Source organism: Lentzea aerocolonigenes, from assembly GCF_000955955.1.
GTDB lineage: Bacteria > Actinomycetota > Actinomycetes > Mycobacteriales > Pseudonocardiaceae > Lentzea > Lentzea aerocolonigenes_A.
Map to the genome: position 1 here is coordinate 1 of NZ_JYJG01000509.1, position 12,543 is coordinate 12,543.

General features: G+C 71.6%; 7 protein-coding genes. 3 read left to right on the forward strand and 4 right to left on the reverse strand.

The window, feature by feature from the left end:
* From UK23_RS45165 to UK23_RS45175, 3 genes are all read left to right on the forward strand, one after another.
* On the forward strand, positions 1 to 819 hold an 819-nt coding region (locus UK23_RS45165), incomplete at its 5' end, for a type VII secretion protein EccB (protein ID WP_045318009.1).
* Positions 820 to 867: 48 nt separating this feature from the next.
* Positions 868 to 3,567, forward strand: a complete 2,700-nt coding sequence (locus tag UK23_RS45170; protein ID WP_156213858.1) for a hypothetical protein — start codon at positions 868 to 870, stop codon at positions 3,565 to 3,567.
* A complete protein-coding gene (locus tag UK23_RS45175; RefSeq protein ID WP_045318010.1) occupies positions 3,567 to 6,911 on the forward strand; it encodes a right-handed parallel beta-helix repeat-containing protein in 3,345 nt (1,114 codons plus the stop codon). Before UK23_RS45170 ends, UK23_RS45175 begins: the two co-directional genes overlap by 1 nt.
* 78 nt (positions 6,912 to 6,989) lie before the next feature.
* On the opposite strand, the gene UK23_RS45180 is transcribed toward UK23_RS45175, so the two are convergent.
* The 4 genes from UK23_RS45180 to UK23_RS45195 all read right to left on the reverse strand — a co-directional run bounded on the left by UK23_RS45180 (position 6,990) and on the right by UK23_RS45195 (position 11,916).
* Complete coding sequence (locus tag UK23_RS45180; RefSeq protein WP_045318011.1) at positions 6,990 to 9,071, reverse strand: Hsp70 family protein; 2,082 nt, start codon at positions 9,069 to 9,071, stop codon at positions 6,990 to 6,992.
* 112 nt (positions 9,072 to 9,183) lie between these two features.
* Positions 9,184 to 9,681 (reverse strand): hypothetical protein, encoded by a 498-nt coding sequence (locus tag UK23_RS45185; protein WP_045318012.1) that lies wholly within the window; start codon positions 9,679 to 9,681, stop codon positions 9,184 to 9,186.
* 209 nt (positions 9,682 to 9,890) lie between these two features.
* Positions 9,891 to 11,210, reverse strand: a complete 1,320-nt coding sequence (locus UK23_RS45190; protein ID WP_045318013.1) for a hypothetical protein — start codon at positions 11,208 to 11,210, stop codon at positions 9,891 to 9,893.
* Positions 11,188 to 11,916, reverse strand: coding sequence for a cytochrome b5-like heme/steroid binding domain-containing protein (locus UK23_RS45195; protein WP_196778169.1), 729 nt, complete (start codon positions 11,914 to 11,916; stop codon positions 11,188 to 11,190). Before UK23_RS45195 ends, UK23_RS45190 begins: the two co-directional genes overlap by 23 nt.
* Between the last annotated feature and the right edge of the window lie 627 nt (positions 11,917 to 12,543).

Consider the following 12,543-nt stretch of genomic DNA (forward strand, 5'->3'; position numbering starts at 1 on the left):
TGGGTGGCGTCCCCAGAAGGACAGCAGTACGTGGTGTGGGCCAACCAGAAGCTGCGGCTCACCGACCCCCTGGTGCCCCTGGCGCTCGGACTCGGCGGAGGCAAACCTCCCGTCGCGGCGCCCGCGTGGCTCTCCTCGCTGCCGGACGGCCCCGAGGTGGGACCGGCGGTGATTCCCCAGCAGGGCAAGCAGAACGTGAGCGTCGGGGGTACTCCGCGCCCGGTCGGCACGGTGTTCCGGCACGTGGCCGGCAACGGAGCCGAGAACTTCTCGGTCCTGCGCGAGGAGGGCCTGGCGCCGGTGTCGCGCACGGAGGCCGTGCTGCTCCAGGCCAAGAACGGTGGCGCCGCCGTCGAGATCGGGTCCGAGGTGCTGGCGAGCGCCCCTCACTCGGATGACGACTCGCTCGTGAAGCGCGTTCCCGACCTGCTGGCCGCGAAGCCGGTTCCGGCAGGCGAGCGCGCGTTCTGCCTGCGCCAGCAACCGGTCGGCGTGGACGTCGCGAGTCAGGCGGTCACGGTCGACCGCGCGGACGCCGGGTTCGGCATGAACGAACGAATCGGAGTGCGCGCGAAGCCGGGGACGGGTGTGCTCGCCGCGTCGGTGCCCGCACCGAAGGGGCCCGGTGCCAAGCCCGACCGCTACCTCATCACGGACCGCGGCCTGAAGTACCGGCTGGCCGACGACGACAGCATCAGCGCACTCGGGTTCGGCGGCGTCGCACCGGTACCGGTCGCCGCCGGGGTGCTGGCGCAGATCCCCAACGGTCCGGCCCTCAGCCGGGGCGCCGTGGGCGTGAGTGTGAAAGGACGTGGCTGAGTGACCCTGCTGACCAGGAGGCCGGATCACCGCGGTGGTGACCGGGACATGACCAGTCACACGATCGGCAACGCCCTCGTGGTGCACCCGCGCGGTGTCCTGCGCGACGAGGTCCGCGACATGGCCCTGAACCTCGCTGCCGACCCCGACCACGAGCTCGTCGTGGTCGACCTGCCCGTGTCGAGCTCGTTCTCGACGTGGGAGTCGGCGGCGAAGCTGCTGCCGCGCAAGCGACGTGGCGTGCGGCTGGTCATCGGTGGCCGCACCAGGGAGACGACGGTGCTCGCGGGCCAGTGGTTCTCCGAGCGGCTCGGCCGCACCGTGATCGCACCCGACGGCACGGTGATGCCGGGCGTCGGCGGTTCGCTCTTCGTCGACGCGGGATGGGGAACCGGATGGGTGCGGTTCCAGCCGGGAAAGCCCCCGAAGCGAGACGGCAAACGCTTTCCCAGGCCCACCTGGGAGACCGTGTCCCCGCTCGCCGAGGTGATGCCGACCAGCGCGGGCGGGGTGAGCGAACCGTTGCCGGGCGGGGTGTGGCTGCGTCCGCGCGGTTCGGAGAGCCTGCTGATGCAGCACCGCCGGCGGTTGATCGAGACGCTGCCGTGCCAGCCCGACGTCTGCACGATCGTGCTGGGCTGTCCCGGCGCCCCTCCGATCACGCTCTACGACATCACCCGCTTCTGGAGCTGGCTGCCCCAGGAGCTGCGGTCCAAGCTGCGACTGGTCCGGTTCGGCCCGATGACGCTGCCCGACGGCGGTCCGTACGGCCAGCACGTCGCCGACGCGCTGGGTGAGCAGATCACCTGCTACAACGGTCTGCCGGTCGGGTCCCGCACCGATCCCCACATCGTGACCCTGCGGTCCGACGGCACGCCGGGCTGGCAGCCGTTCGCGCTGGAGGTGGCCTACTTCCCCGCCCAGCAGGGACAGCCCGCACCGCTGCCGGCCCTGCTGAGCTACCGGGATCCGCTGTTCGGCATCGAGGAGGTCGAACCGGCCGTCTACCGGTACACCCAGGACGTTCTGCTGGAGGTCGTCCCGGCAGGGCTCTGGGTGCGGCTGGAGCAGGAGATGGCGCACGGTCCGGCGGTCAGGACGGCCGAACCGGACGGCGAGCGGCACCTGGTGCTGTTCGAGGAAGGCGTCGACACGGTGGCACCGGAGGTGCGGCGCGCGGCCGAGGACCTCATGGGCAGGCTCGACTCGCAGACACGGCGGGTGAGCGAACTGGTACCCGCGCTGACCGTCGCGCGCCGGCGGAACCAGGTCGGCGGCAAGGCGTGGGGCGTCGTGGAACAGCAGCCGGCGGCCGAGCTCGCCGCCGCTGCACCGCTGACCCCGGTCACCGCGGTTCCGCCGCTGACCCCGGTCACTGCGGTTCCGCCGCTGGTCGCAGCCGAGCCCCTCGTCTCACCGCACTCCGCGCGCGAGTTCGCCACGGCGCCGACCGATGCGCCGTTCGCCGTGGAGCCGTCGCTCGAAACGGCGACGGTCCGGCTCGAGAACGGGCAACTGGTCGCGGATCCGCTGACGGCGCAACCCCCGCTGACGGCGCAACCCCCGGTTCCGGCGCAGGTCTCCCCGCTGATCTCCGGGGCGGTTCCGCCTGGCCTCGAGACGCCGTCGGCGCATCCCGGGCCGGTGCTGGACTTCGCCCCCGTCTCCGCACCTCCCGCGAGCGCGCCGCCGCTCTCCCCGCCATCGCTGCTCCCGCCCTCCGCCCCCGATCCGACCGTCGCTGAGCCCTCCGCCGCCCCGCCGGCGGGGCGTCCGGCCGACGCCGCGGTCACCGCACCGCCTCCTGCGGCCGAGGCCGGGGAACGGGCTCCCGCACCGCCTCCCGCCGACGGCCCGTCACCCGCGGCCGCACCGGCGCAACCCGCCGCACCGCAGGCCACGGCACGCCCGGTGGTGACGGCCGTGCAACCGACCCCGGCGGCCGCCGCGGCGGCGCTGGTACCGCAGCGCGGGCTGGAGGAGGAACGAGGCTGGCTGCGCCGCACGCTCAGCCAGGAGTACGCGGCCGTCGCCAACTCCGTGAACCGCGTGCTGTCAGAACACCCCGGGTTCCAGGGCGCGCTGGAGCGGTCGTCCGGCGCGGTGCTGACCGACGCCGTCGCGATCCGGCTGTACCTGTCGGCCAGCGGTGACGGTCTCGACCAGTCCCTGCGGGCGGGCGGGGTCGGTCCGCACGTGCCGTTCGCGCGCTGCGTCGTGTCCGGGCTGAGCAGGCTGCCGTCGCACCGGGGGCCCGCGGTGTTCTCCACCTCCCTGACCGAGCAGGAGATCGCCTTCTACGGCAGTCGCAAGCTCCTCACGGAGTGGGGCTTCATCAACGCGTTGAGCGCGCCCTGTGCGCGCCAGTCCGAGCAGAACGACGTCGACGTGCTCGTCTGGTCGATGACGGCCCGGCGGACGAAACTCCTGGAACCGGAGACCGATCCCGTCGCCGACCGCGTGCTCTTCGTGCCGGGGACGAGCTTCAAGGTGCTGGAGCTGAGCCCTCCCGCGGAGGGTGCGCGCGGCCGGTTGCTGCTGCGCGAGCTCGCCGCCGGCGAGATCGACCCGACGGGCAAGGTCGACCGCAACCGCGAGGCGCTCGACGAGCTGGCGCTCAACTCGTTGCGGCGCTGCGTCCAGACCTGGGAGTCGGACAAGCAGGAGGCACGGGTCCCCGAGTCGTCGCTGGCGCGCTTCGTCCAGCGGCCGGGGCTCACCAGGACCTCGACCCACGAGGAGAGCTGATGAACCGGCAACTTCTGGTGGTCGCCACCGACCGGCCAGGCGCCTACCCGACGATCGGTGCCGCGCTGCGGGAAGCCCGCGACGGCGCCACCATCAGCGTCCTGCCCGGCCGGTACGAGGAGAACCTCGTCATCGAGCGGATGGTCACCATCACCGCCGAGGACGGACCCGGCACGGTGGAGCTCGTCAGCCAGACGGGCAGCGTCGCGGTCGTGGCCGCCGCGGCGGCCCAGTTCTCCGGCCTGGTGATCAGGTGTGCCGACACCGGCGTGCCGGGCGTCGACATCCGGGCCGGCGAGATCGCCCTGGACGACTGCCGGGTGTCGGCCGCGTCGTGGGCGGTGCTCGTGCAGGGGCAAGGGAGCCTCGTCCTGCGCGGGTGCGTCATCACCAGCACCGGGGGCGCGGGCATCGTCGTCACGTCGAGCGTGCCGAGCACGGTCGAGGACTCCGAGGTGGTCGGCAACGCCTCGTCCGGTGTCGTGGTCACCGAGCAGGGCAACCTCGCCCTGCGCAGGGTCACCGTGCGCAAGGCCGGTGGCAACGGCATCTGCGCCAACGGCCGCGCGCGGCTGGTCGTCGAGGACTGCGAGATCATCGAGTCCGACAAGCCCGCGCTCGTCGTGGAGCAGGAGGCGAACGCGGATGTCCGGAGGGTCAGGATCAGCCAGAGCGCGAGCCTCGACCTCTACGTGCGCAGCACCGGCGACGTCACCGTCACCGACTCCGTGTTCACGGGCGCCGGCGTGCAGTCCGCGCACATCGCGGGTGGTGCCTCGCCACGGCTGCGGGGCTGCCACTTCACCTCGGCCGGCCGCAACGCCGTCTACGTCACCGGTGGGGCCTCACCCCGGTTCGACGACTGCCACGTCGGCGACAGCCCCGTCGGCGTCGTCGTCGACACCGCGTCCAGGGCCGTGTTCGGCAAGCTCACCGTCGAGGGCAGCGACCGGGGAGCGGTGCTCGTCGACTCCGGGGCGACGGTCGAGCTCAAGGGCTTCCGCGTCACCGCCGAGACCGGCCCCGCGGTCCTGGTGAAGGGCCAGTCCCGGCTCCTGCTCGCCGATGCCGTGATCGACGTCGGCGACGCGCCGGGCATCTCGCTGGTGGAGGCCGCGCAGGCCGAGGTGACGGACGTGCGCGTGACCGGCACGGCGGAGCACCTGGTCACCGTGCTGAGCGGAGCACGGGGGGAGTTCGCCTCCACCCTGATCCGCGGTGGTGGTGCCCACGCGAACGAGGCCTCTTTGTCCATGAAGGACAGTGAGGTGGTCGCGGCGGCGGGAGACGGCCTCAGCGCCGGTGCGGGTGGTGTCCTGCAAGCAATTCGGTGCCGCGTGCGGTCCGCCCGCCGGCACGGCGTGCACCTGCTCAGCGGTGCGCGGGGCGAGGTGCGCGGGTGCGAGATCACCGACAGCGCCGGCGACGGCGTCCTGCTGGACACCGAGGAGGCGGTGACCGTCGCGGACTCCACCGTCACCGGCAGCGGTGGCAGCCCGGTGCGCCGCGCGGTCGAGCACGAACGGCTGTCCGTCACGGGAATCGTCACCGGTGAGCACGCCTCCCAGCGTCCCGCGCAGTCCGCGGGCCCGGCACCGGGGCCCGCCGCGCCGGAGCACCCCTCCGGTTCCGAGCCCCCGGCGTCGTCCGCGCTCGGCGGTGCGATGGGCGCCGACCTGGACGGCCCGGTCGCCGAGCTCGACTCGCTGATCGGCCTGGACGGCGTGAAGCACGAGGTGCTCGGTCTGATCAACCTCATCAAGATGTCCCAGCGGCGCCAGCAGATGGGGCTGCCGATGCCGCCCATGAGCCGCCACCTGGTCTTCGCGGGTCCCCCTGGCACGGGCAAGACGACGGTCGCGCGGCTCTACGGCTCCGTCCTCGCGGAGCTCGGCATCCTCGCCAAGGGGCACATGATCGAGGTCGCCAGGGCTGACCTGGTGGCCCAGTACATCGGTGCGACGGCCATCAAGACGGCCGAGGTCGTCACGAAGGCGATGGGCGGCGTCCTCTTCATCGACGAGGCCTACACGCTGTCCAGCGGGTCGGGCGGCAGCGGCCCGGACTTCGGTCAGGAGGCCATCGACACGCTGATGAAGATGATGGAGGACCACCGCGACGAGATCGTGGTGATCGTGGCGGGCTACTCCGAGCTGATGGAACAGTTCCTCGCCTCGAACCCCGGTCTGGCGTCCCGCTTCTCCCGCACCATCGAGTTCCCCAACTACAGCGTCGACGAGCTCGTCACGATCACCACCAACCTGTGCCGCAAGCACTACTACGAGCTGACCGACGACGCGGTCGCCGCGCTCACCGCCTACTTCGAGCGCGTGCCCAAGAACGACACGTTCGGCAACGGACGCGTGGCCCGCAAGCTGTTCGAGTCGATGGTGAACAACCAGGCGTCCCGGCTGGCACTGGCCCCACCGGACAAGGACACCGAGCTGAACAGGCTCACCGGAGAGGACCTCGCCGCCGAGGTCGCCGCACTCGGTGAGGTGGCACCCAGGGGCGCCGGGCCGGACGCGGCCACGAACCCGGTCGCCGCCGTGGAGGCGACGCTCGGCTGGCAGCGCGTCGTCGCGATGTCCGGCCTCAACGGCGTGCGCGAGGCGCTCGGGCGCACCCTCGTGCAGTTGTGCGGACTCAAGGCCCGCAACAAGGGCGTCGGCCGGCATGCGAACGTGGCCCTGTCGGGCAGCAAGGGCATGGGACGGCGCGCGGTGGCCATGCACTACGCGCAGGCACTGGCGGAGCTGCGGTTGATCGACTCCGGTCACGTGACCCGGTTGTCGCTCGGCACGGACCTGTGCCCGCGCTGGCCGGGACAGGCGGTGAGCCTCATGGCCACGGCCTTCGACGACGCACGGGGCGGCGTCCTGCTGCTCGACGTCGACGACGAGTGGGCCGCAGACTCCGCGGAACGCCGCATCGAGGTGCTGGAGGCCCTGGTCGAGGTGATCCGGCGCAACCCGGCCGGGCCCGTCGTCCTGCTCAGCGGCGAGGATTTCGCGCTGGCACGGCTGCTGGAGTTCTCCTCCGAGCTGAGCGGGTGCTTCGCCGAGAGGTGGGCCTTCGAGGACTACGACGTGGACCAGCTGGCGGCGATGGTCGTGCGGCACCTGACCCGCCGCGGGCACGAGGTGCCCGCGGAGGTGACGGCCGCACTGCGCGACCTCCTGCCGCACAGCCGGGGCCGGACGGCCAGGGACGTGCACCGGCTCGCACAGCGGCTCGCCACCACGGCGGCCTCCCGCACCCTCACCGCCGCCGATCTCGAACTGCTCATGAGGAGCGGGATGCCGCGGGTCGCCGCGGAGGAGGGACTGGCCTCAGTGGGCTGACGTGCCGATGTGACCAGCGGTTCCGGCTGGAACCGCTGGTCACGTCAGGCGGAGCCGATCGTTTTCGGGAGCGACCGCTCAGGACAGGTCGGCGCACGAGGTGACGGGCGCTGAACCCGTTGCCCCCGAACGGTCCCACCGCACCTCGGCGAACTTCGCCTCGAACGTGCCGGTGGTGTGCACGAGGAACGGCACGTCGACGGCAGCCGCGTTCAGGCCCTTGCCCGCGAAGCAGCTCAACGGGATCCGCATCGTCGCCTTCTGGCCGACGGGCAGCCGCCGCAACGACCTGGTGGCGTTGAGTTGCGCCGCGCACGGGTAGCCGCAGTGCGCGGCGAGCGACACGTCGGCGGTGGGCGCCTTGATGACGACCACGTCGAACGTCAGGGTGCCCGACTCCAGGTAGGACCTCGCGTCCAGGCGCCCCTGGGGGTTCTGGACGTAGAACTGCGCCGCGCCCTTGCCCGTCCACGTCACCTGCCGCCCGTCCTTCGAGCCGTTGACGTCGGCGGGGCGGACCTCGACCGCCGGCTGGGACGCCTTGCCGTCGGCCGTCAGCGCGGTGCCCGCCCAGTTCGCCTCAGAGCCGATCATGCTGTGGAACGGCGCCACGTCCCGGCCGTCGTGCAGGAACGGGGTACCGGAGGGGGCAGGGGAACCGCTGGTGGCGTTCGCCGCGGCGGGAACCGGCGACTCGGTGGTGTCGCCTCCCGAGGTCAGCACCGCCGCGGTGATCGCGCCGGTGCACAACACCGCCACGGCTGCTGCCGCGATCACCGGAGTCCTCCGCCCGCGGGCGGCTTTGGAGGGCGGGGACGCCGCGAAGGTGCGCCGTCGCACCGGAAGCTCCTGGACTGTGGCGGCACGCGGAGCCGCAGGCAACGACGGGCCTGCGGGCAACGACTGGCCTGCGGGCAACGACTGGCCCGCGAGCGGTGGCGGGCCCGCGGGGTTCGGCGGGCCCAGGTGAACCGGCGTGTTCACGGGGCCCGGCACGCCCGCTGGAGCCGGCGGCCCTGCCGGACGACCGGCCACCGGGTGGGGAAGCACCACGGGTGGGCGGGCCGCCGGGGGAGCGGGAGGCGCGGCGGGGGAGCGCGGGAGTGCGGTGCGCGCCAGCGCCGCGGCCCCCAGGGCGACGGCGAGCTTGGGGTGCAGCCCGACGCGGAGCGGTTTGCCGACGGCTTCGGACAGCATGTCGGCCACCAGGGGGATCTGGGACGACCCGCCGACGAGCAGCACGCTCGCGAGGTCGTCCGCACTCAGCCCGGCCGACGCGATCGTGCGGCGGAACGCGTCCGTCGTCAGCGCGAGCTGCGGTGCGACGGCCCGCTCGAACTCCGCGCGGGTCACGGTCACCTCGCGGGTGCCGTCCGGAAGATGCAGGCGCAGAACGGCCTCCGCGGTGGCGGACAGCTCTTCTTTCGCACCGCGGCACGCTTCCCGCACCGCCAGCAGGACGCGTGCCTGCCCGGCGTCGGCCGGGTCGAGCCGGGTGATCTCGCCGTCCACCCGCTGGTCCACCAGTGCCAGGAGCGACTCGTCGAAGTCGATGCCGCCCAGCCTCTCGACTCCCTCCGGGGTGCCGAGGATCTCCATGCCGTGCCGCCGCGCCTGCAGCACGGTGGCGTCGAAGGTGCCGCCGCCGAGGTCGTAGACACCGACGATCTCGCCCTCGCCGAGCCGGCGTTCCACCGAGTGGTGCATGGCCGCGGCTTCGGGTTCGGTGACGACGACGGCGTCTGGCACGCCTGCCAACCGCGACACCTCGGAGAAGTGCTCGCGGCGGTACGGGCCCCACACGGCGGGACAGGTCAGCACGACCGACTCCGGTGGCCGTCCCCGGAGCGCGGTCGCCAGCGAGACCGCGTCGCGCAGCTGCGCGGCCATCAGGAGCGCGGGGGAGCGCACCACGTCGCAGATCTTCAACGGTGTCGGGTCCGCCAGCCGTCGCTTGTGGGAGTGGGAGGCGCGCAGCGGCTGCTTCCTCGACTCCCCGTCGGCGGCGTCACCGGTGATCAGCTCGCCGCCCTCGGTGGCGAACACGACGGAGGACACGACGAGGTCGCGGCCGAGCGGAATGGCACGGGTGCCCGAGGTGTCCGACACCGCGGCGGCTGTGTAGGTCGTACCGATGTCGACGCCCAAACCGTAAGACATGCGAGAACTCCATGGTTTTTGCCGCACTGCGGTGACATCGCATTCAACTGGAGATCGCGGTGCCCAGGGGGTACGGGAACCGAACAGGCAGACATTTCTGCCTCCGGCAGGCTCAGCCGATGAGCATCCGCGGCCGTGCGGCGGCGGCGGGTTTGTCCGCGCGCAGGTGTGGCGGAACCACCGCGAGGAAGGCCGCCAGCACCGAGCTCGCGGAGGGGAGACAGCGGTCGTTGGCCTTCGGAGAACTCACCCAGCTCCTGTCCTGGGCGGCCGCGGCGACGTGCACCAGCGGCAGCTCGATCGTGCTGGGCGCCATGAGGTAGCGAACGCCGCCGGGCATCTGGCACTGACCGAGCACGGCGCCGTCGGGCTCCGCGAGCACCACCGCGGTTCCCCTGCGCCGGTCCACCACCGTGGGAGGCATCTCGAGCCCGCTGTCCTCGAGGAGTTTCCACGCCAGACGGAGAAGAGGAGTGGTGGTCTCGAACGCGACCATTCCTCCGCCGAGTGACAACACGATCGACCTGCCGGCGGCCGCCGCGTTCCAGAGCATGCGTTCGCGGTACCACCGTGCGCCGGCCTGTGCCGGATCGGGCTTGGTCAGCACCATCGGCCACCTCCTCGCTGAGCACCCGTGAGCGGGTGCGACTTCGAGGTTAGGAGCCCGTCCCGCTCCGGTGTGGAAACAGGTGCCAAGGGGAAGCACGGTCCTCCCTTGTGGTCCACCGGCGAGCGGATTTCCCTGATCTGCAACGGTTTCCCGTCTGCTCTGGGAACTCGATCCCGCGCACCGCGGATCTCGGTGCCGAGCGGGCGCGATCAGGTCTGGTTCTCGTCCAACGCCCGGATGGTGCGCTCGTCCCTCGCCTGCTGGAGCTTGTCCGCCATGCCGGTCCAGGTGGCGTCCGCGATGAAGATCTGGTCGTGCGCGGTGGACTGGTTGCGGCCGACGACGGTGCCCACCCCCAGGTAGTCGATGACCTTGCCCTTGTGCACGCCGAGGAAGCCGTCGTCACCGGCGAACGACGACACGACCTCGTTGAACGCCGCGGAGACCTCCCGGTACCGCGCGGGCGCCGAATCCGCCAGGCCCGTCACGTAGCCGCGCACGTCGAGCTCGCGCACCAGGTCGAAGAAGACCCGGTGCTTCGCGGGAAGCTGGTTGTCCCGCAGGTGGTGCGCGAACCTGCCCAGCTCGGTGTCGTAGCGGGAGCGGCCGATCAGCGCGTCGAAGAAGTGCAGGACCGGCGTCGCGGAACCGCTCGGGCCGGTCGGATAGCCGGGAGCGGGCACGTCCCACATGGCGAAGGTCTTGGCCAGTTCGACCGGGTCGCAGTGGGTCGCGGAACCCTTGCGCGGACTGACGCGGCGGAAGGCCTTCATGGCGCCGCGCGCACAGTCCGCGATGCCGGACAACAGGGTGCTGATCTCGTCGTGCGCATCAGGACCGCCTTCAGCGAGCACTTCCGCGAGCCGGCAGGCCAGCGGCACCACCGGTGCGATCACCGAGTTGACCTCCACGAACGCCGAGATGAACACCCGCTCGGCCGCGTTGCCGAAAGCCGGCACCTTCGGGCGGATCAGCTCGATCCTGGCGTCCTCGATGCGGTAGGTACCGTCGGCGGCGATGCGGTCGGCGTCGATGAAGGTGAAGTTGTTGAAGAAGCAGTCCTCCGTGCTGAGGGTGACCTCGGCGCGGCCGAGCCGGTGGTTCACCTGCCGCCACGGGCGTTCGACCACGGCGGGGAGGTCCGGGGAGATCTGCTCGCCGCGTGCGAGGTACATCGGACCGATCCCGAACCGCCAGTACGACTGGGCGATCGCCCCGAGCACCGTCGCGGCTCGTTTGAGCTGGGAGTCGGGCAGGTCGTCCACTCCCGCCGGGATCATCGGGAGGTCGGCGATGATCCGCTGCGCGTGAGGAGAGGTGGTGAGCGCGGGAAGCTGGCCCGCGAGCTGTTCCCACGCCTCGTGAGCTCCGGTCAGCGGCCGGTCTGCTGCCGTGCGCGGCATGAACCCGCTGGAGAACGTCAGATCTCCGTCGAGGTGCAGCACCTCGGGATCGGAACACGCCAGGACGTGGTCCGTGAGCGCGTTCTTCGTGCGTGCATCGGCGCTACTCAGCGTTGACGAGGTCATATTCCTCACTGATCCATTCGTTCGCCAGGCACATCATCTTGGTCGCATGACAGGAGGTGATCTGGTGGACGTTCGCGCCGCGCAGTTCGCCGAGCGCCTCGGAGCCGATGCGCAGCAGGTCGTCCAGGAGCACCCGGCAGCGCTGCTGCATCTGCCTGGACAGCTCGGTCGCGGCGGGTGCGTCCGCTGCGACGACCACTGCCTCCACCCGGCCGGGCACGGCCTCGAAGACCCGCCGCAGCCGTTGCGACGCCGCCGGTTCCACCGGCACGCCCACCGTCTCCGCCAGCGTGTCCAGGAGTGAGACGAGGTGGTCGCCGACGAAGTGGCTGTAGAGCTGCCCGACGTAGAAGAGGTCGGGGATCGGGTCCCGCGCCGGGTCCGCCTGCACGTCGAACGAGTTCAGCAGTAGACGCACGTGGTCGACGAACCTGGCGAAGTCCTTCGCGGCAGGTGGGATCGTCAGCGGGGCGACCTCGGCGACCGCCTGCCGGTCCAGCTTGCGGGTCACCGCGGCGCGGGCGTGAGCGGTGACGTGGTGGAAGTCCGCGGAGACGTCCCGGCCGAGGTTCGCGAGGAGGACCGACGTCCCGCCGGGGTGGTGTTCCAGGAAGCCCGAGAGATCCAGGACCCGGCCGTCCAGAACCACGAGGGGAACCGAGGTGCTCGCCTGTGCTCGCACGCTCTCTTCTGGAATGCGTCTCACGATGTCTCCCAATCCTTCGAGATGATCCGCTGAGCGCAGGTCCTCGCCGGAGCGACGAGGAAGAGCGTCGGGTGTGCAACGCGGGCGAGGGCTTGTACGCGTGTTCGGTCAGGGCGGCGCGTTCGAGATCGTTCGCGGCGAACTGTTCGTCCGGCTGTGTAAGGGAAGTGGAGCCAGGCCCAGGCGCGCCGGGGCCTGGGCCGCGGTGGCGACCGTGCCGCCACTCGTGCACGTCATCGGTGCTCTGGTGGCTGCTCATCGGTGCTGGCGAGAGCGATGCTATGGCGCTGGAGCCGCTTTCCGAGACGTCCCGTCCCGACGGGTGAAACGACCTGATCCGCCGGACCCGGAGCACATCCCCGTCTCGCGGAACGACGCGCACATCGCTTCGGCCGGTCGTCCACCATTTCGTGCGCGTTCGGGCAGGACGGAACCTGGGCCGGTGCGGCCGGCTTACAGTGATCGTCGGCTGAACAAGCCGTTTGTACGCCGCGCCAAGGTGTACACGTCCCGGGTTCGTGCCGACAGGCCGGGCCCGGGACGCGGCGATCTCGCCTGCCTTCAGCCAGATCGTCCGCTGCGGGGTGCGCCCGCCTGTTCGCCACTAGTGTCCTGAGTCATTAATTC